Origin of the sequence: Nocardioides szechwanensis (assembly GCF_900103935.1) — a bacterium.
Classification (GTDB): domain Bacteria; phylum Actinomycetota; class Actinomycetes; order Propionibacteriales; family Nocardioidaceae; genus Nocardioides; species Nocardioides szechwanensis.
Genome location: NZ_FNIC01000001.1, coordinates 537,386 through 556,165, shown reverse-complemented (window position 1 = coordinate 556,165; position 18,780 = coordinate 537,386). Strand labels below are relative to the sequence as shown.

Here is an 18,780-nt window from a genome sequence, read left to right as displayed (position 1 = left end):
CATGGAGTGTCCTGACGTGGGAGAACCCGTGAGCGAACCGCTAACGGGCGAATGTGCAATAGATGAAGATGCTTATGGACCCACTCGCTTGGGGATAAAGCGAGTAGCGGGTTCATCTACAGGAATGGCTCTGCGACCGAACGACCTACGTCCCTCGCCACTGCCGCCGTGAGACCGAGTGGATAGAGGAGGAGGAGGAGGAAGAGGAAGAGGTTCTTCTGGTCTATAAGGAAGTAACTGGTCTACTTGTCCCCCGCTAGCGGGGTGCTGAGAGGACTCCAGCACCTCAGGAGCGGGGTGCTGGCGTTCGGGCTCAGATGACTCCAGCACCTCAGGAGCGGGGTGCTGGGCCACCGGCTCTGCGCGAGGGGGGTATGTCAGGGCATACCGTGAGGCAACTCCCCCACGCCCCTGCCGCGTCTGAGTGATCCATCCAGCCTTGCGCAGCTCGCCGATCGCTCGCTCAGCAACCGACTCGGTAGAGCCGGCCATCTCGGCGAGACTCCTTACGGTCATGTAGAACCCCCGACCGTCACCGTTATCGCGATTCGCCATAACCTGAGCCAGGTATGCGGTGGAATAGGGACGGAGTCCTGCACTGGCTACGGCGTCTTGCCAGATGAACTTAGGATTCCCCCGACCCTCACTCATAGTTCCTGAGCTCGCGTCGATCGACGATCAAGGGCGATTAGCGCCTCGGTGCGGAGATAATGGGACTTGCCTGTTTCAAGGTCCCGACAACGCCAGATCACCTTGCCGCTGGGGGTCCGTTTGTGGTCGGCAAGGACTTCAAGAGGGCCGATGCGTTGCCCTACCCGGTCGCGGTACTCGCTCACGCACACCGACCATCCCGCCATCGTTCGGCGTACTTCGCGAACTCGCCAGCGTGATAGAAGCACGCACTGCCGGCTACGAGGTAGCGAGGATGTGCCGCGCCTTCCCGCTTGCGCCGTGAGCGCAAACCGGAGACCGAGAGTCCGAGTAGCAACGCCGCCTCGGTACTCGGCATCCATGTGGTGCCCAAGTCTAGATCGAGCATGGTGTTACACCTTTCCTTCCGGGACGGACCTACGCCGTCGCAATACGGGCCAAGCGAAAGCCCCCGTCGCGTTGAGTAAGGACGCGATGGGGGCTTGCTACCTACTTGTATGTCTGAGCGAGACGCGTGTTTGGTGCACGGATCGGCGAACCCTTTTCCGCATCTTCGCCACCACTCATCCTTCGTCAGGGGCTTGGGGCTTGGGGCTTGGTCAAGCGGCTACGGCCAGGTCGCGACGAACGTCAGCAAGGTGAATGACCTCGGCGCTATGTCCGTTCAGCGTTGCTACCAACTTGCCGACGCCTGCGTAGAGCCAGCGCACGACCGTTGAGTGGTTAACTCCGAGGTTGAATCCAGCACCACGGGTGGTCCAGTCGAGCCCGTAGCAGAGGAGTAGCGCGCGCCGCTCGTTCAGCGTCAGCAGAGTCTTGGTCCACCCGGTCTTGATGTCGACGATGTGAGCAGCCAGCGTGTTGCCGGTCGCCTTGTTCGTCGTGCCTCGCGGCATGTCCGGGTCGGGTGCGTTCTCGACGCGGACGCCGTAGCAGAACGACTCGTCCCACACCGCAGGGATCAGCGACTCGACGAGCTCGCGGGTGTAGGTCGACGTGTCGTTGCGGATGGCGATGTTGGCAGGGCGAGGGGCGAACCCCTCGTCACCGTCGTTGCGGTCGTTGCGCTCCTCGTAGGAGGGCTGGCGATGACGGCGCAGCACCTCTCGGTCGGCGATCGTCACGAGGTCCCGCTCCAGCCGGTACTGGAGGGTGCCGAGCGTGAGCTCGGGCTTGTCCTCGTCGATGCAGTCGAGCAGGTCGGCGGTCGTGACGACAGCAAGGCGGGCGTCCTGGAGCAGGTCGTCCTTGTCGATGCTGTAGTGGAACGAGACCTTGTTGACGGCTTGTTTGATGGCATTCTCCACGCCCTCTACTTCGAGCGCCGCCCAGTAGGCGCGCGTGGTCACGCTGCGGAGCCGTGGCCTTCCAGCCGTATCGCCGTTGCCGTGCTGCTGTGTCGTGGGCATGCCCTGTTCTCCTCGCTGTTGTCGTTGATCTCCTCCTCGGAGTCGGCGGGACGCAGGAAGCGCCGCCACCGATGGAACAGGTGACGGCGCTGGTCGGCACGTGAGCGGGGCTCATCGGGCAGGCGGCATCACCAGACCGGCGTGCCACAGGTGGCACAGCGATCTTGAGATACGACTCCGCGTGCCCCCGACCCCGATGCAATGCATAGGCAGTCGGCGTGAGCTTCGTTGACGTTTCGTTCTGGGTGCGTGAGGCTGCCGGCGTTCTTCTCCCCGGACCTCAGCTCTCACGCTCGATCGAGACCTTACGGCATCGCGGATAGGTAAAGCCCCGCGATGTCAAGTCCCAACGAGTAAAACCATACATCATCCCGGCGACAGGCAGGCGGGCCGCGACGTCAAGTCCTAACGAGCAGACCGTACTTTATCGCCGGGACCGTAAGGCCGAGAGCGGCTGTTCTCAGCGACTCCTATCCCCCCGGTAGCAGCACCAAGATCCCGCGTCGGCCCTGCGTCTGGTGGGGGTGCTTTCGCGGCTCCCAGGGCCTGTTCTGCCGAAATCTCATCGACCTTGAGACCGTGGCAGAACCCGGCTTGCTAAGGACTCCCGGTAGGCCCCCCAGCACGCAACGGGTTCACACCCCACCCCTCTCGGCGTCGGGGCGCGTGGCTCTAGCCGCGAAGCAACTTGCGCACGGTGGCTGCCTGCTCCCTGCTGATCTCGATGACCGGCTCGGCCTGAGCGGCCGGCATCAGAGCCATCACCTCGTCCACCGTGGGTGCGTTTCGTTCGATCGGATCAGACTGCGCGTCGCGGGTCGGCGTCATCGCGTGAGCGTAAGCCACAGGAAGATGCAACCGACAGGGTTGACAGGTGTAATGCACCTGTGTCATGGTCCTCTCATCAAGGTGTCATGCACCACGAATCGAAGGGGATTGCGATGAGCGACAGCGAGGCGTACAACGGCTGGGCCAACAGGGAGACGTGGGCCTTCCACCTATGGGTCAGCAACGACAGCGGCATGTACGAGACCCTCCGCGAGAGCGTCGAGGAGTTCGCCTACAACTGCGACGAGATGAGCAACTGGCGACTCGGTGAGTTCGTCGTTGAGTGGGTCAAGGATCTGCTTGAGGAGTGCGGGCAGGCCGGTGGCGACATGTATCGCGAGATCGGTTCGTGGTGGCGCGTCGATGAGCGCGAGATCGGCGCTGCCATGCGCGAGGCGTACATCTCGTGAACGAGTTCGCGCGTCAGGGCCGGGTCTGTCTCGACGAGACCGTGAGCGTCGGGGGCCAGTGGGATGAGCGGGTCCGGTGGAATGGGTGGCTCTGCCCCGTGATCGACGCGTGGTCCGTGGTCCTCGTCGCCGACCGGCTCAACGACGGTGCCGACGATGGTGCGGTGCGGATCGACTGGACCGAGGACGGCGCACTCGTGCTGACCGACGTCCTGTACGCCGAGGAGGACCCGGCGCACTACCGACCGGAGATCCTTCCGGCAGACGAGGACGGTCTCTATGCGATGGGTGCCTACGGCTGGATCTGGTCAGAGGACACCGACAGCAGGGTCAACCCATGAGAGAGGATGCAGTCATGCCGAACGATGCCAAGACGCGAGGGCACACCATCCGCATAAGCGATGACGTGTGGGAGGCCGCTGAGCAGCGCGCCAAGGCCGAGGGGGTGGCCGTGTCGACCATCGTGCGTCAGTCCCTCATTGCCTTCCTTGGACTCACGGACACGCGGGGCGTCGTTGGGCGAGAGGATCGAGCAGATGGCACCGATGTCCGCTGGACCAAGAGGGGCGAGCGGGGATGATCCAAACTATTGAGACCGGCAATTACGTTGCGCATCTGCATCCCATGTCTGGCGAGGGGGTGCTGGTCTGCCCGAACCCGTCGCGGAACGTGTGGCTCGGCGCGGAGAGCGTGCATGAGGCGGACTGGAACGCGATGATCCGCCGCCTGGACGCGGTGGGTTACGAGCTCAGCGACGACGAGCGCGGACATGCGCCTGTCGAGTGCGGGCAGACCCGCGACGGGCGCGCCATCGTGGGATTGTTCGGCAGAGATCCCATCGTCACAGACCCGCCCCTCGACCTAATTGCGGCGGGGTCGCAAGCACTGATGCTGCGGGCGCGGGTGACTTCGTGAGTAGCAACGAGGAGACGTTGGCCCACCTGTCGCCATTCCTTATCGACGCGACAGGCAGAGAGAAACTGGCTCATCCGCCAGCACCTCGCCTCCCCTGCGCTCAGTACGGAGCAGATCAGGGCCTTACGAGGTTGCAGGCTGTTGCCTTGCAGGCGCTAACGCCCGACGTTGGCTAACACATCCTGCGCGTGACCTGGATACCCGGCCAGGACGTTGGGTAGCAGCGGCAGGTCGTCCGGCGGGATCGGAAGCCCCCTAGCCTCGATTGGCCAGGGGGGCATTTCCCTGTACTTCCCCGTACGTTCCGCCGACGCACGATCGAGAAGGTGGGAGAACCTAGGGCTCGGTCCTTTGAGCGGCCCCCCATTTAGGTTGGCAGCAGGAAGCCGCCCTGGTCGTCGTGGGAGGTGAGTTCGCTCCCCGGCTGGTGAGTGACGAGCTCGGCCAGCAGCTCGTCCGGGTTTAGGGTGATGCGCCGTCCGACCGATCCCCGTCCCGGCTGGAGGGTCCATGCGCCGAGCACGTTGAGCATCCGGCACCGCTCGCCCATCGTTGCGCTCGCCCAGACCTCGGCCACGGTCTGCCCCGAGTCCTCGATAGTGAATACACGCTCCCCCTGCATCGCCTCAGCCTCCCTCAGAGCCCGCTTGGCCGCTCGCTGGTGGACCAGGGCCTCGTCCTCATCCTCGTCCGTCGTGGCCGCACTAAAGCGGCGCTGGGCCTCTTCTAGTCGGGTCTCAGCCATGCTCACGGCCTCGTCCTTGGCAGTGAGGGAGTCGGCCCACGATCCGACTAGGGCGCGGCGATGTCCGTAGCCTTCGAGGAAGCGCTGCTCCATGTATGTGTCAGCGTTGCGAGCGATGATGGCCGGCGCCCCCTGACCCTTAGCGTGCTTCTGCTTTCGGCATGTGTACGTGTCGTGCGTGGCCCCCGTGACCGCGTTCACCTTCTTGCTTGCGTTGAGGTACATGCGCTCGCCACAGACCCCGCAGCGCAGGGCGGCGCCGTAGGTCGCCCGCAGGCTCCAGCTCTTGCGGGCCCTTGCGAGCCGAGCCTGGAGGTCGCGCCACTCTGGCATCGAAAGGAGTGCCGCCTCGGGGACGACGCGAGGAATGCCCTCGATGGTCACCACACCATCGCCGTCTGGGGTCATGCCAGCGAGCCGGGGATTTCGCAGCCACTTGCTGATGCCGGTCTTGCTCATGCCGATCTCCTGACGCACTGACTCCTGCGACTCCCCGGCCATGATCCGGGCGACCATCGAACGAGCCGTCTCCCGCAGCTCCGGGTCGACTCGGATGACCAGTCCTCGACCATCGGGGTTCTCCACCGATTCGAAGCCCCAGGGGGCCTGGCCGACAGCGTGCCGGCCTTCCTGAGCGAAGGACTCCAGGCTCTCCTTGCGGCGCTCCGCGATGATCGCGGCCTCCAGCTCCGCGATGGCTCCGAGGAGGGTCAGGAGGAAACGGCCCATCGAACCCGAGGTGTCGATGTTCTGGTCCACGAAGATGATCGAGGCGCCCCTGGTCTCGATGAGCTCGACCAGGCCGAGCAGGTCGCGCACGCTCCGTGCCGCTCGGTCGATCTTGGTGACGAACACACGGTCACCGGGCCGCAGGTCGGCTAGGAGCTGGGCGCCGGCAGGGCGCGAGGCGAACGGGATCTTAGAGCCGCTGACAGACTCATCGGGATACCAGACCAGATCAGGCCCAGCGGCCCCTGCGATGCGCTCCCGCTGCTTCTTGATGGAGCCTGAGCGGAGCGTGTCCAGGCTGATGCGCCCATACCCTCTGTCGGCCATCCTGAAATTGTACCCTGCAAGACGTTCAAGGGGATGACCGACGAGGTGCTGGCGTGGCAGACCGAGCGCTTCCTCGCGCTGGAGACGTCGCGGTCCGGGCACGTCGTACACGTGCGGCCTGAGCAGGTCGTCGAGATCGCGCTCGACGGGGTGCAGCAGTCGAGCCGCTACCCCGCGGGGATGGCCCTGCGCTTCGCGCGGGTGGTGCGCTACCGCGACGACAAGCCGGCCGCTGAGGCCGACACGGTGGCGACGGTGCGGGAGCTGTTCGGTCGCTGACTGGCCAGCTGTCGCCCACAGGGGGCGCTGCGTCGGGGGTTTCCACAGTCGGGCTCGTGGTGGGTCGTCGGTGTCGGGGTCCGCTGGTTCCCTGTCGCCATGGCGATCTCGGCGCTTCCTCTCCCCACACCCCACGACCTGGTGGTCGACGCGGCTGCCCTCCTCGGTGGCCTTCTCGGCATCGACTGGGTCGACACGCCCGACCACGAGCTGGTGTCGCTCGTCGAGGAGCTGCAACGGCTCCGCTCCCGCATCCGCGCCTTGGAGGCGCCGCTGCTCGCGGAGATCGACGGCCGCGACATCGCGCGTCGGCGGCTCGGCTGGGGGTCGACCGTCGACTGGTACACCCATCTGGCCGGCGTACGGCGGGGGCAGGGCAAACAGATCGTCGACCACGCGCGCGAGCTCGTCGCCGAGCATCCCGCCACGCTCGAGGACCTCGGCTCGGGCTCCATCAGTCCGGAACAGGCCGACGTGGTGCTCGATGCTGTCGACCGCCTGCCGGGCGACGAGGAGATCCGTGACCAAGCCGAGCGAGCCCTGCTCTCCGAGGCCACCCGACTCACCGCCACGGAACTGGCCCGCCATGCCCGCGGCGTGATCGAGATCGTCGACCCCGAGAGCACGGTGCGGGCACGCGAGGCCCAGCTCGACCGCGAGGACCGGGTGGCGCACCAGCGCAGGTTCCTGTCGATCACCGACGACGGTGCCGGTGGCATCCGGGTCAAGGGCCGCGGATCGGTGGAGGACGGGGCGGTGCTGCGCGCGGCCCTGCTCCCGCTGACTGCACCGGTCCCCGAGACGGACACCACCACCTGCCGACAGCTGCCGGACGCCCGCGACTACGGCGTGCGCATGTGGGACGCGCTGGTGGCGCTGGCTCAGCATGGTCTCGACTCCGACCTGCCGCCCGAGTGCCACGGCGCGCGTCCGCGGGTCACGGTCACCACAGACCTTGAGACGCTGCGCGGCGAGCTGGCCAGCCGGGGGGTCACCGAGGACGGGCTCGAGCTCGCGCCGTCCGTCGTACGCCGGCTCGCATGCGACGCCGACGTCATCCCCATGACCCTCGGCACCGCGGGCGAGGTGCTCGACGTCGGACGCACCCATCGACTGGTGACCGCCGCGCTCTGGCGGGCCCTCGTGCAACGTGACCGCCACTGCGCGTTCCCGGGCTGCACGCGGCCGCCGGTGATGGGACACGCGCATCACGTGGTGCCGTGGTTCGAGGGTGGCGAGACGTCGCTGTCCAACCTGGTGCTCGTGTGCGGCCACCACCACCGAACGATCCACCAGACGCCGTGGCAGGTTCGGATCAACAGCGACGACGGGCTGCCGGAGTTCCTCCCGCCGCACCACCACGGTCATCCGCCCGACTGGATGCGCAGCCGACCACGGCTCGAGTAGGGGCCGGCGGTCCGGTGCGCGACGGCTGACTTTGAGCAACATGTCACAGATGTGCAACTGGGAGTTGCACATCTTCTATCGTGTGTCGCATGAGCACGACACGGGCTCCCGAGACCGACGGTCGCCGCCGGGCAGCCGCCATCCGCAGGCGTGCCCGCGAGGCCGACATCATCGCCGCGACGCGGACCCTGTTCGACGAGCGCGGCGTGCGCGATGCCCAGATCGAGGACATCGCGCGAGCGGTCGGCATCAACCGCGCGATCGTCTATCGACACTTCACCGGCAAGGAGGAGCTCTTCGCCCTGACCTTGGTCGGATACCTCGACGAGCTCCGTGAGGCGATCGTGCTCGTGGACGAGGCGGCGCCCACGCCGACCGAGAGGTTGCAGGCGATCGTCGGCGCGTTCGTCGACTACGGGTTGGCGCACCCCGCGTTCGTCGACTGCGCCCAGGCACTGATGCGCCGGCCCGGCCCCGAGCTGCTCGACGAGATCTCGGAGAGCGCGCTCTTCCGCCTCGGGCGAGGGATCTCGTCGTGCCTGGTCGTGCTGTCCAACGCGATCGAGGCCGGCGTGGAGTCGGGCGACTTCACGATCGCCAGCGATGACGCCACGGTGCTGGCGAACATCCTCTACGCGATGGGGCTCGGCGCCTTGCAGCTCGCCCGCGTCGGCATCCTGGTGAAGGAGGCTGCCCCGGGAATCCCCACCGTCGGGGTGATCTCGTCAGAGCAGGTCCGCAGCCATCTCGTCGCGTCGGCGCTCGGCCTCGTCACCCGTTGAACGGCGTCGCCCCCGCGCAGCCGAGGCTGGCGCGAGGGCGACGAGGTTGGATCAGGGACGCTCGAGGATCGCGGTGACGCCCTGGCCGCCCGCTGCGCAGACCGAGATCACGCCACGGCCCGACCCCTTCTCCGCCAGGAGCTTGGCGAGCACGTTCACGATCCGGCCGCCGGTCGCCGCGAACGGGTGGCCAGCGGCGAGCGACGAACCGTTGACGTTGAGCTTGGTGCGGTCGATCGAGCCCAGCGGTGCGTCGAGACCGAGGCGCTCCTTGCAGAACACCGGGTCCTCCCACGCCTTGAGGGTGGAGAGCACCTGGGACGCGAACGCCTCGTGGATCTCGTAGAAGTCGAAGTCCTGCAGCGTGAGCCCCTCGCGGGCCAGCATCCGCGCCATCGCGTAGGCCGGCGCCATCAACAGCCCCTCCCCGCCGTGGACGTAGTCGACCGCGGCGGTCTCGTAAGCGGTCAGGTACGCCAGCACCGGAAGGCCCCGCTCCTCGGCCCACTCCTCGGAGGCCAGCAGCACCACCGAGGCGCCGTCGGTCAGCGGGGTGGAGTTGCCGGCGGTCATGGTCGCGGCCTCACCCTTGCCGAAGGCCGGCTTGAGCTTGCCGAGCTTCTCGACCGAGGAGTCCGGGCGCAGGTTGTTGTCGCGCTCGACACCGCGGAACGGCGTCACCTGGTCGTCGAGGAAGCCGGCCTCGTACGCCTTGGCCAGGTTCTGGTGCGACGTGGCGGCGAGCAGGTCCTGCTCCTCGCGGCCGACCTGCCACTCCAGCGCAGTCAGAGCGGCGTGCTCGCCCATCGACAGCCGCGTGCGCGGCTCACCGTTCTGCGGGATCTCCAGGCCGATGTCGCCGGGCCGGATGGCCGCGAGCGCGGCGAGGCGCGACTTGGTGTCACGCGCGGCGTTGACCTTCATGAGCTTCTTGCGCAGCTTGTCGCTGATCGCGACCGGGGCGTCCGACGTGGTGTCGGTGCCGCCTGCGATGCCGACCTCGATCTGACCGAGGGCGATCTTGTTCGCGACCTGAATGGCCGCCTGCAGGCCGGTGCCGCACGCTTGCTGGATGTCGGTGGCGGGCGTCTCGGGCGACAGCTTGGAGCCGAGGACCGACTCACGGGTCAGGTTGAAGTCGCGGGCGTGCTTGAGCACGGCCCCGGCGACGACCTCACCGAGACGCTCCCCCTCCAGCCCGAAGCGCGTGACCAGGCCGTCGATCGCGGCGGTCAGCATGTCCTGGTTGGAGACACCGGCGTAGACGGTGTTCGAGCGGGCAAAGGGGATCCGGTTGCCGCCGATGACGGCGACGCGACGAGTACGTTCGTTCATGGAGCACATCCTGGCCCGCCGCTCGCGGTCAGAGAAGGCAATGAGGGGCAGGTCACGAAATGTGGACTCCGAGTTACACCTGCAGTTACATGTTCCAAAGCACCCACGACTCCACGGAGGACAGCACCCCATGAGCGACCGCTACCAGGGCTTCACGCAGACCCCCATCGGCAAGCTGCTGGTCAAGAACCTCAGCCTGCCCGCTCCGATGAAGCTGGAGCGGTACGTCGACGGCGCACCCCTGGTCGACGGCACCGTCCTCGTCGGTGGCCGCGGCCGCCTCGCCGAGTCCCTCCCTGGCCTGCTCGACACCCTCGGCATCGCCTCCGCCGAGGCGGCCGGGGACGGCGAGCGGTTCAAGGGCCTCGTCTTCGACGCGACCGGGATCACGACGAGCGCCGACCTCGTGGCACTGCGCGACTTCTTCACCCCCGTCATGCGCAGCCTGGAGTCGTGCCCCCGCGTCGTCGTGCTCGGCACTCCCCCTGAGCTCCTCGAGGGCCCCGAGCGGGTCGCCCAGCGCGCGCTCGAGGGCTTCACCCGCAGCCTCGGCAAGGAGATCGGCCGCGGCGGCACCGTGCAGCTGGTCTACGTGGCCGAGGGCGCCGAGGGCGCGGCCACCAGCACCCTGGGCTTCCTGCTCTCCCCCAAGTCCGCCTACGTCTCCGGCCAGGTCGTCCGCATCGGCGCCCACGGGACCACGGACGCGCCCGAGGTCACCGACTGGACCCGCCCCCTGACCGGCAAGGTCGCCCTGGTCACCGGCGCCAGCCGTGGCATCGGCGAGCAGATCGCCCGCGTGCTCCACCGCGACGGCGCGACCGTCGTCGGCGTCGACGTGCCCCAGGCCGCGAGCGAGCTGCAGTCGCTCATGAAGGAGCTCGACGGTGACTGGCTGACCCTCGACATCACCGGCAAGGACGCCCCGCAGCGGATCGCCCACCACCTCAAGGAGAAGCACGGCGGGGTCGACGTCGTCGTCCACAACGCCGGCATCACCCGGGACAAGAAGCTCGCCAACATGGACGAGCCCCGCTGGGAGTCCGTGATCGCCGTCAACCTGACCGCACCCGAGCTGATCACCCGCGAGCTGATCGACCAGGGCGTCGTCAACAAGGGCGGCTCGATCGTCGGCGTCGCGAGCATCGCAGGCATCGCCGGCAACGTCGGCCAGACCAACTACGCCGCCTCCAAGGCCGGCGTCATCGGCTTCGTCGACTCACTGGCCGACGAGCTGACGGACGGCATCACCATCAACGCCGTCGCGCCCGGCTTCATCATCACGCAGATGACCGCCGCCGTGCCGTTCGCCACCCGCGAGGTCGGCCAGCGCCTCAACGCCATGTCGCAGGGCGGCCTGCCGGTCGACGTCGCCGAGACGATCGCCTGGTACGCCAACCCCGCGTCCACCGCAGTCAACGGCAACGTCGTGCGTGTCTGCGGCCAGATGATGCTGGGGGCCTGACATGGACGGCCTCCCGGTCCTGGTCAAGGCGGCGCTCCCGTCCATCCCGGTCGTCAACCTCCTGCCGGGCATCCGCAAGAGCGGCACAGACCTGCCCGACCTGTCGCTGACGCGTCACGACGTCCCGGTCGACGTCGCCCACGCCGCGGCGTACGCCGCCCTGTGCGGCTTCCCCCGCAAGGACACGCTTCCGCTGACCTACCCGCACCTGCTGGCGTTCGGGCTGCACATGGAGATCATGACCGACACGGCGTTCCCGTTCCCCGCGATCGGGACCGTCCACCTCGAGAACTCCATCACCCAGCACCGGCCCATCGCCGTCACCGAGCAGCTCCAGGTCACCGCCCACGTCGAGCACCTCCGCCCCCACACCAAGGGCCGGGTCTTCGACATGGTCACGACCATCCACTCGCGCGGCGAGCTGGTCTGGGAGGAGACCTCGACGTTCCTGCGTCGCGGCAAGGGCGACGACGACGCTTCCCCCGGTACGACGTTCCCCGAGGCCGCGCCGACCGGAACCGTCTGGCAGCTGCCTGCCGACCTGGGCCGGCGCTACGCCGCGGTGTCGGGCGACCACAACCCGATCCACCTCTACCTGCTCACGGCGAAGGCGCTGGGCTTCCCCCGCCAGATCGCGCACGGCATGTGGAGCAAGGCTCGGTGCGTCGGCGCCCTCGAGAACCGGCTGCCCAACGCGGTCCGCGTGGAGGTCGCGTTCAAGAAGCCGATTCTGCTGCCCGGCTCCGTGGCGTTCGGCTCGAAGCCGACCAACGACGGCTTCGCGTTCTCCCTGAGCAGCCCCCGGAGCGGCGCCCCGCACCTCGCGGGGGTCACCACCGCGCTCTGAGGCCCCTCACTCAGGAGCCGCCTCGCAGCTCCCGACGAACGGTCTGGGTGTCGGCGAGGTACCGCACACGAAACGCGGAGCTGTCGAGCTCGGCGCGTAGCTGTTGGCTCAGCCGCAGCCCGCGCCGGTCATGCTCCACGTGCCAGGCAACGCCCATGGGGGTCTCGAAGGAGTCGGTGTACTCGTCGACCCACGCCCTGATGCTGTCCCGCAGCTCGCGCGAGATGGGCAGGGTGTTCTCGAGCTCGTCGTCGAAGAGGTCCTCGAACGGCGAGCCCGGATAGTCCCACGCCAGGTCGGGCCACAGCCCGACGCCGGAGACGTCGTCGACGAACATGCGGATCGTCATCGGCTTGGCCGGCTTCGGAGGCGGCGGGTACGGCGTGGTCGACCCTCCCCCGGAGTAGTGCCGCTCGCCAGCCCGGTCGACGACGAACCAGCCGTAGCGCGACGGCTCACCCTGAGGCGTCTCGGACGAGGTAGGCACGGGCCGATCGTGGCACCCCCCAACCCCTCGCACCACGTCTTTGTGTCTCAGGCAGACAGACCAGGCCCGGCGGTCTTGTCCCGGCGCGGCCGGATCAGACCCTCCTGCGCCACGGTCGCGACCAAGGTCCCGTCCTGCTGGAAGACCCGACCGAGCGAGAGCCCGCGGCCTCCGCTGGCTGACGGCGACCACTGGTCGTAGAGCCACCACTCGTCGGCCCGGAACGGTCGGTGGAACCAGATCGTGTGGTCGAGCGAGGCCATCTGTGTCGTCGCCGGGTTGGCGTCGTGCGCCGTGAGGGACACACCGAGCAGACTGACGTCGCTGGCGTAGGTGAACAGCGCCAGGTGCTCGAGGGGGTCGTCGCCCATCTCGCCGTTGATCCGGATCCACATCCGCGCCTGCGCCGGGTGGTCGGGGTCCTTCGGCAGACCGGTGCGCGAGTTGCCGAGGTAGCGCACGTCGAGCGCGGCCCACTCCTTGCCGAGCGCGTCGGCCTCCTCGTTGCCGCGGGCCCGCATCAGGTCGACCAGGTCGAAGCCCTCCTCGGGCGTCCCGACGGCGGGCATGGCGTCCTGGTGGGAGTAGCCCTCCTCGGGCCGCTGGAAGTTGAGGGTCTGGTAGTAGATCGGCCGGCCGTGCTGCCGCGCCACCACCCGCCGCGTGTTGAACGACCGCCCGTCCCGGATCCGCTCGACGTCGTAGATGATCGGAACCTGGTAGTCACCGGGCAGCAGGAAGTACGAGTGCAGCGAGTGCAGCGCATAGTCGGGCTCGACGGTCCGCGCCCCGGCGATCATCGCCTGCGCCGCCACCTGACCGCCGTACACGCGCGCCCGCGCGGAGTCCGGCTGGGACCCGCGGAAGAGGTCCTTGTCGATGGTCTCGAGGTCGAGCAGGCCGACCAGCTCCTGGGCTGCTGACGAGGTCACGGGCTTCCTTCCGACGGGGTACGGCGGCGCAGCAGCGCCTCCTGCGCGACGGTCGCCACCAGCGTCCCGTCCTGGGTGTAGACCTTGGCGAGCACCAGCCCGCGGCCCCCGGACGCCGACGGGGAGACCTGGTCGTAGAGCCACCACTCGTCGGCCCGGAACGGCCGGTGGAACCAGATCGAGTGGTCGAGTGACGCGATCAGCATCTCGGGTCCGCCCATCCGGACGCCGTGCGGCGCCAGCGCCGCGCCCATGAGCGTCATGTCGGAGAGGTAGGTGAACGCCGCGACGTGCCAGAACGGGTCGTCGGGCAGCTTCGAGGAGACCCGCAGCCAGAAGCGCTGGCGCGCGGTGGCCGCGTCCTCGGGGGGCAGCAGGCCGTCCGCGGAGTTGCCGACGTAGCGGAAGTCGACGACGTCCCACTCGGAGTCCATCGCCGAGTCGCGGTCGGGGTCGAGCGCCCGGCTCGCCGCGCGGGCGTCGATCGCGTCCTCCGGCGAGATCGCCTCGGGCATCGGCTCCGCGTGGTCGAAGCCCTCCTCCGCCCGCTGGAAGTTGGCCGTCATCGCGTAGATCGGTCGCCCGTGCTGGCGCGCCACCACACGCCGGGTCGCGAAGGACCGCCCGTCCCGCAGGTTGTCGACGTCGAAGACGGTCGGCGCCTCGGTGTCGCCGGGCTGGAGGAAGTAGGAGTGCAGCGAGTGCACGACGTACGCCGGGTCGACGGTGCGGCTGGCGGCGACCAGCGCCTGCGCGGCCGCCTGCCCTCCGAACACGCGCGGCAGCACCGACGGCATCTGCTGTCCGCGGAACAGGTCGAGGTCGAGCTGCTCGACGTCGAGGAGCTGCACGAGCTCCTCGGCGTTACGCGGCACTAGGGGGCGCCCGGTTGGTCGTCGGGACCCTCGAGCCCGGCGAGGAACTGCTCGAACTGCTGCCCGATCTCTTCACCCGTCGGCAGTGGCTCGTCTGCGGCGAGCAGGCTGTTGCCGGACTCCTCGGCCAGCTCGAACGAGTCGTACTGCCGCTCGAGCGCGTCGACGACCTCGGCGACCTCCTCGTTGGCCGACAGGTAGCGCGCGATCTCGTCCTCGCGCTCGTCGGCCTCGCTGCGTACGTCGGACAGGTCGAGCGTGAGCCGACCGGCCCGCTCGACGTTCTCGAGCAGCGCGAGCGCGGCCCGCGGATAGTCCATCTGTGCGAGGTAGTGCGGGATGTGCGCGACGAAGCCGAGGGCGTCGTGGTCCCACTCCCCCAGCCGCACCTCGAGCAGGGACTGCGCGCTGCTCGGGATCCGCAGCTCGCCGCGCCACGGGCTCTCGCCGGTCAGCAGCTCAGGGCGGCTGGCGTGGTGGGTGATCGCGACCGGACGCGTGTGCGGCACCGCCATCGGCACCGAGCCCATGCTCACCACGCGGGTGACGCCGAAGCGCTCGACGACCGCGCGCACGGCCCGGGCGAAGGCCTCCCAGCGGTTGTCCGGCTCCGGCCCCTGCAGGAGCAGGTAGGGCGTGCCGCCGGAGTCGTGGAGCAGGCGTACGACGAGCCGCGGCGCGTCGTAGGCCTCGTAGTGGTCACGCACGAACGACATCGCCGGCCGACGGGCGCGGTAGTCGTGGAACTGGTCGACGTCGAAGGTCGCCACGACCGGCCCGGCGCCCTTGCCCTCACGGCCCTCGGTCAGCTGCACGAGGAACCGGCTCGCGATCGCCGCGGCGTTCCCGGCGTCGAGGAACCCGTCGAGGACCGCGACCATGGTCAGGTCCGACGTCTCGTCGAGCTCGGGGACATCGTCGACGATGTGGACGAGTCGGGGTTCGGGGGTCACGGGGGAACGATATGCCCACCCCGGTCGCGTCGTACGGCGGACCGTGCTCGGCGTGACACCACCCACACCGGCGCCCCGGCCACTATCGGCACACCGCCAGCCCACTACTAGCCAGCTGTCACCCCGCCGGGGAGGCGCTGGGCGAGCCGGTCGGCGTCGGGGTCGGCGTGGGACTCGGGCTGGGGGTGGGCTCGAGAAACTCCGGGTCGAAGGTCGCGATCAGCAGCCGGGCGCCCTTGCGCGCCAACTGCCGGGAGTTGAGCCCGATCGCCATCTGCATCCGCTTGCCGGGGTCGGAGCCGGGCACGTTGACGTAGTCGAGCAGCGACCACAGCGCGGACTCGCCGTAGGTGGCCGCGACGTACTCGCACGCCCACCAGGCGAGGCCGTAGTTGGCGGCGGAGCCGGCGTCGTTGAACGTCGAGTCCTCGGGCAGGGCGTCGACGCCGGCCTCGGCCAGGTCGATCGCGGCCTGGTCGACGCGCCGGTCCTCGGGCGCCATCGGGCGGACCGAGACGTACTCGGCGAGCCCCTCGCTCAGCCACACCGGGGCATGCGTGTCGTGGCCGGCCATGGCGACGTGGGTGAGCTCGTGGCGCACCAGGCGGTCGCGCTCCGGGCCGGCCCGGCCCAGCATCCGCGGGTTGAGCACGAACCTCGTCGAGGCGAGCTCCTCGCTGCCCGGACCCGCCGGCACCGGGAAGCTGACGCCGTCGAGGGTCTCGGGATCACCGCCGGGCAGGTCGTCGACGGTGCCGAGGAACTCCGGGTCGGACAGCGCGTAGACCACCACCGAGGCGTCCCACGGGTACGGCACCAGCGCCCTGACGTCGGAGACCCCACGCTCCACCGACGACACCAGCCGCTCCGACGCCCCGAGGCTCCCCTCGTCGAAGATCCCCAGCACCCCTACGCCCTCGCGCACCTCGATCCGTCCGAGGTCCCAGGGCTGGGGCTGCACGTCGTTGCGCTCCTCCCACTCCGCATCGGTCACGGAGCTCAGCACGAAACGCTCCGGGTCGCGCCGCGACGGGGAGAACCGGTAGCGGTCGGGGGCGTGCACCGGGACGGCGTCGTAGCCCTCGAGCTGGAGCCCCAGGTCGACGGCGACCCAGTAGTCGTCGCCCTGGCGCAGCAGGCTCCCCCGGTCGACCTCGTAGGTGAGCTCCCCCAGCGGCAGCTGGCTCAGGCTGTCGAGGTAGTCGAGCTGCTGCGCGACGAAGTCGGGGTTGCCCTTCGCGATCCCGGCGCGGAAGGCGACCGCGTCGCCCTCGAGCAGGGCGGCGGCGCGTCGGTCCAGGAGTCGCCGGAACGCCTGGAGCAGGTCGGGCGGTACGGCGGCAGTGGACGGCAGCGCCGAGGAGGCGCCGTCGTCGGGCGGTGGGGGGTCGTTGGTGAGCGGCTCGGAGCACCCGGCGAGCGCCAGGCAGCACACGATCCCGAGAGCGAGACTCTTGATGGCTGAGCGTTCCTCCCCAGGACGCTCAGCCGCGATGGTCGACATCGACCACGGCTCTGCCCTCGGTGAGGGCCGTCATGTCTTCGACGATCCCGCGGGCCAGCGACTGCGCGTCGAGGCCGACCCGCTCGAGGATCGCGGCCCGCTTGGCGTGGCCGAGGAACTCCTGCGGGATCCCGTGCAGGCGGTAAGGCGTGGTGACCCCGGCGTCGTTGAGCGCCTGCAGGAGCACCGCCCCGCAGCCGCCGATCCGGCCGTTGTCCTCCACGCTCACGACCAGCCGGTGCTGTCCGGCCAGCTCGACGATCGCGGGATCGACCGGCTTGACCCAGCGCGGGTCGACGACGGTGACGCCGATCCCCTGCGCGTCGAGGCGTTCGGCCACGTCGACCGCCACGGTCGCCATCGAGCCCACGGCCACGACGAGCACGTCCAGCGGACCGCGTCGGACCAGGACGTCGGCACCGCCGGCCTTGGTGTGGGTCGGGATGTCGGTGGGCGGCGGGCCCTTGGGGAACCGGACCACGGTCGGTGCGTCGCTGACCTCGACGGCCTCGTTGAGCAGCTCACGCAGGCGGGTCGCGTCGCGCGGCGCGGCCAGCCGGAGCCCAGGCACGACCTGGAGGATCGACATGTCCCACATGCCGTTGTGGCTGGCGCCGTCGTCACCGGTGACGCCGGCCCGGTCGAGCACGAACGTGACGCCGCACTTGTGCAGTGCGACGTCCATCAGGACCTGGTCGAAGGCACGGTTGAGGAAGGTCGCGTAGATCGCGACCACCGGGTGCAGACCGCCGATCGCGAGGCCGGCCGCCGACGTCGCGGCGTGCTGCTCGGCGATCCCGACGTCGAAGGTGCGCTCGGGGAACCGCGCCTGGAAGGCGTCGAGGCCCACCGGGTGCATCATCGCCGCCGTCATCGCGACGACGTCCTTGCGGCGGGCGCCGATCTGGAGCATCTCGTCGGAGAAGACGTCGGTCCAGATCTGGCCGCGGACCTTCTCCTCGCCGGTCTCGATGTCGAACGGCTGGGGCGAGTGGAACTGGTCGGCCTCGTGCCGCTCTGCCGCGTCGTAGCCGAACCCCTTGTGGGTGAGCGCGTGGACGATCACCGGACCTCCGAAGCGCTTGGCCTGCGCCAGCGCGTGCTCCATGGCCTGGAGGTCGTGGCCGTCGACCGGACCGACGTACTTGAGCCCGAGGTCCTCGAAGAGACCCTGGGGCGCCAGCGCGTCCTTGAGGCCCTTCTTGACCGCGTGGAGGGCGTCGTACGCCGCGGGGCCGACGCCGGGGACCGCGTTGAGGCGCCGCTTCACCTGGTCGAGCACCTGCTCGTAGCGCGGGTTGGTCCGCAGCGCGGTGAGCGCGGTCGCGAGGCCGCCGATGGTGGGTGTGTAGGAGCGGCCGTTGTCGTTGACCACGATCACCAGGCGGGAGTCGCGGGCGATCGCGATGTTGTTGAGGGCCTCCCAGGCCATGCCGCCGGTGAGGGCGCCGTCGCCGATCACGGCGACCGTGTGGCGGTCCTCGCCACGGATGGCGTAGGCCTTGGCGATGCCGTCGGCGTAGCTCAGCGCGGTGGACGCGTGGGAGTTCTCGACGATGTCGTGGGGAGACTCGGTCTGGCTCGGGTAGCCGCTGAGGCCGCCCTCGGTGCGCAGCCCGGAGAAGTCCTCGGCGCGCCCGGTGAGCATCTTGTGGACGTAGGCCTGGTGGCCGGTGTCGAAGACCACCCGGTCGCGCGGCGAGTCGAAGACACGGTGGATCGCGAGCGTGAGCTCGACGACGCCCAGGTTGGGGCCGAGGTGGCCGCCGACCCGCGAGCACGACCGGACGAGCAGGTCACGGATCTCCGCGGCCAGCGTCGTCAGCTGGTCGTCGGACAGGCCACGCAGGTCGCGCGGCCCGGCGATCGACTCGAGGACACTCATGTCGGCGAGTTTACG

At 69.0% G+C, this 18,780-nt stretch carries 20 protein-coding genes; 9 read left to right on the top strand and 11 right to left on the bottom strand.

Going from position 1 to position 18,780, the window contains the following annotated elements; all coding sequences use genetic code 11:
• Positions 1 to 72 precede the first annotated feature (72 nt).
• The 3 genes from BLR90_RS21740 to BLR90_RS20855 form a co-directional block, all read right to left on the bottom strand.
• Complete coding sequence (locus tag BLR90_RS21740; protein ID WP_176943972.1) at positions 73 to 555, bottom strand: hypothetical protein; 483 nt, start codon at positions 553 to 555, stop codon at positions 73 to 75.
• Positions 556 to 1,250: 695 nt separating this feature from the next.
• Complete coding sequence (locus tag BLR90_RS02685; protein ID WP_143016084.1) at positions 1,251 to 2,060, bottom strand: hypothetical protein; 810 nt, start codon at positions 2,058 to 2,060, stop codon at positions 1,251 to 1,253.
• 672 nt (positions 2,061 to 2,732) lie between these two features.
• Positions 2,733 to 2,888, bottom strand: coding sequence for a hypothetical protein (locus BLR90_RS20855; protein WP_170254199.1), 156 nt, complete (start codon positions 2,886 to 2,888; stop codon positions 2,733 to 2,735).
• 113 nt (positions 2,889 to 3,001) lie between these two features.
• Here BLR90_RS20855 and BLR90_RS02680 point away from each other — a divergent pair, with 113 nt between their 5' ends.
• Genes BLR90_RS02680 through BLR90_RS02665 form a run of 4 tightly spaced genes read left to right on the top strand, consistent with a single transcriptional unit; the run spans position 3,002 to position 4,213 of the window.
• Entirely contained in the window at positions 3,002 to 3,298 is a 297-nt protein-coding gene (locus BLR90_RS02680) for a DUF7249 family protein (RefSeq protein ID WP_143016083.1), read from the top strand.
• Positions 3,295 to 3,639, top strand: a complete 345-nt coding sequence (locus BLR90_RS02675; protein WP_091022305.1) for a hypothetical protein — start codon at positions 3,295 to 3,297, stop codon at positions 3,637 to 3,639. Before BLR90_RS02680 ends, BLR90_RS02675 begins: the two co-directional genes overlap by 4 nt.
• 14 nt (positions 3,640 to 3,653) lie before the next feature.
• On the top strand, positions 3,654 to 3,878 hold the full coding sequence (locus BLR90_RS02670) for a hypothetical protein (RefSeq protein ID WP_091022303.1): 225 nt from the start codon (positions 3,654 to 3,656) through the stop codon (positions 3,876 to 3,878).
• On the top strand, positions 3,875 to 4,213 hold the full coding sequence (locus BLR90_RS02665; RefSeq protein WP_143016082.1) for a hypothetical protein: 339 nt from the start codon (positions 3,875 to 3,877) through the stop codon (positions 4,211 to 4,213). The genes BLR90_RS02670 and BLR90_RS02665 overlap by 4 nt, the downstream gene beginning before the upstream one ends.
• A gap of 367 nt (positions 4,214 to 4,580) precedes the next feature.
• On the opposite strand, the gene BLR90_RS02660 is transcribed toward BLR90_RS02665, so the two are convergent.
• Complete coding sequence (locus BLR90_RS02660; RefSeq protein WP_091022299.1) at positions 4,581 to 6,014, bottom strand: recombinase family protein; 1,434 nt, start codon at positions 6,012 to 6,014, stop codon at positions 4,581 to 4,583.
• On the opposite strand from BLR90_RS02660, the gene BLR90_RS02655 reads away from it, so the two are divergent.
• The 3 genes from BLR90_RS02655 (at position 5,997) to BLR90_RS02645 (ending at position 8,482) form a co-directional block, all read left to right on the top strand.
• Positions 5,997 to 6,293 carry an ATP dependent DNA ligase gene (locus tag BLR90_RS02655; protein ID WP_342706565.1) on the top strand — a complete coding sequence of 99 codons (297 nt, stop codon included), beginning with the start codon at positions 5,997 to 5,999 and terminating at the stop codon, positions 6,291 to 6,293. The genes BLR90_RS02660 and BLR90_RS02655 overlap by 18 nt on opposite strands.
• A 99-nt stretch (positions 6,294 to 6,392) precedes the next feature.
• A complete protein-coding gene (locus tag BLR90_RS02650) occupies positions 6,393 to 7,700 on the top strand; it encodes an HNH endonuclease signature motif containing protein (protein ID WP_091022297.1) in 1,308 nt (435 codons plus the stop codon).
• A gap of 89 nt (positions 7,701 to 7,789) precedes the next feature.
• Complete coding sequence (locus tag BLR90_RS02645; protein ID WP_091022295.1) at positions 7,790 to 8,482, top strand: TetR/AcrR family transcriptional regulator; 693 nt, start codon at positions 7,790 to 7,792, stop codon at positions 8,480 to 8,482.
• A 51-nt stretch (positions 8,483 to 8,533) separates the two neighbouring features.
• On the opposite strand, the gene BLR90_RS02640 is transcribed toward BLR90_RS02645, so the two are convergent.
• A complete protein-coding gene (locus tag BLR90_RS02640; protein WP_091022293.1) occupies positions 8,534 to 9,817 on the bottom strand; it encodes an acetyl-CoA C-acetyltransferase in 1,284 nt (427 codons plus the stop codon).
• Between the two features lie 130 nt (positions 9,818 to 9,947).
• Between BLR90_RS02640 and BLR90_RS02635 the strand changes: the two genes are divergently transcribed.
• Positions 9,948 to 11,282, top strand: a complete 1,335-nt coding sequence (locus BLR90_RS02635; protein WP_091022291.1) for a 3-oxoacyl-ACP reductase — start codon at positions 9,948 to 9,950, stop codon at positions 11,280 to 11,282.
• Position 11,283: 1 nt separating this feature from the next.
• Entirely contained in the window at positions 11,284 to 12,129 is an 846-nt protein-coding gene (locus tag BLR90_RS02630; protein ID WP_091022289.1) for a MaoC/PaaZ C-terminal domain-containing protein, read from the top strand.
• A gap of 10 nt (positions 12,130 to 12,139) precedes the next feature.
• On the opposite strand, the gene BLR90_RS02625 is transcribed toward BLR90_RS02630, so the two are convergent.
• From BLR90_RS02625 to dxs, 6 genes are all read right to left on the bottom strand, one after another.
• The gene (locus tag BLR90_RS02625) at positions 12,140 to 12,616 is read right to left on the bottom strand and encodes a hypothetical protein (protein WP_091022287.1); all 477 of its coding nucleotides are present in this window, start codon (positions 12,614 to 12,616) and stop codon (positions 12,140 to 12,142) included.
• Positions 12,617 to 12,663: 47 nt separating this feature from the next.
• The gene (locus BLR90_RS02620; RefSeq protein WP_091022285.1) at positions 12,664 to 13,548 is read right to left on the bottom strand and encodes an acyl-CoA thioesterase; all 885 of its coding nucleotides are present in this window, start codon (positions 13,546 to 13,548) and stop codon (positions 12,664 to 12,666) included.
• Positions 13,545 to 14,399, bottom strand: coding sequence for an acyl-CoA thioesterase (locus BLR90_RS02615; RefSeq protein ID WP_307725092.1), 855 nt, complete (start codon positions 14,397 to 14,399; stop codon positions 13,545 to 13,547). The genes BLR90_RS02620 and BLR90_RS02615 overlap by 4 nt, the downstream gene beginning before the upstream one ends.
• Positions 14,400 to 14,422: 23 nt before the next feature.
• Entirely contained in the window at positions 14,423 to 15,376 is a 954-nt protein-coding gene (locus BLR90_RS02610; RefSeq protein WP_245715116.1) for a PAC2 family protein, read from the bottom strand.
• A 118-nt stretch (positions 15,377 to 15,494) separates the two neighbouring features.
• Positions 15,495 to 16,880, bottom strand: coding sequence for a hypothetical protein (locus BLR90_RS02605; RefSeq protein ID WP_091022283.1), 1,386 nt, complete (start codon positions 16,878 to 16,880; stop codon positions 15,495 to 15,497).
• Positions 16,861 to 18,765 carry a 1-deoxy-D-xylulose-5-phosphate synthase gene (gene dxs, locus BLR90_RS02600; RefSeq protein ID WP_091022281.1) on the bottom strand — a complete coding sequence of 635 codons (1,905 nt, stop codon included), beginning with the start codon at positions 18,763 to 18,765 and terminating at the stop codon, positions 16,861 to 16,863. The genes BLR90_RS02605 and dxs overlap by 20 nt, the downstream gene beginning before the upstream one ends.
• Between the last annotated feature and the right edge of the window lie 15 nt (positions 18,766 to 18,780).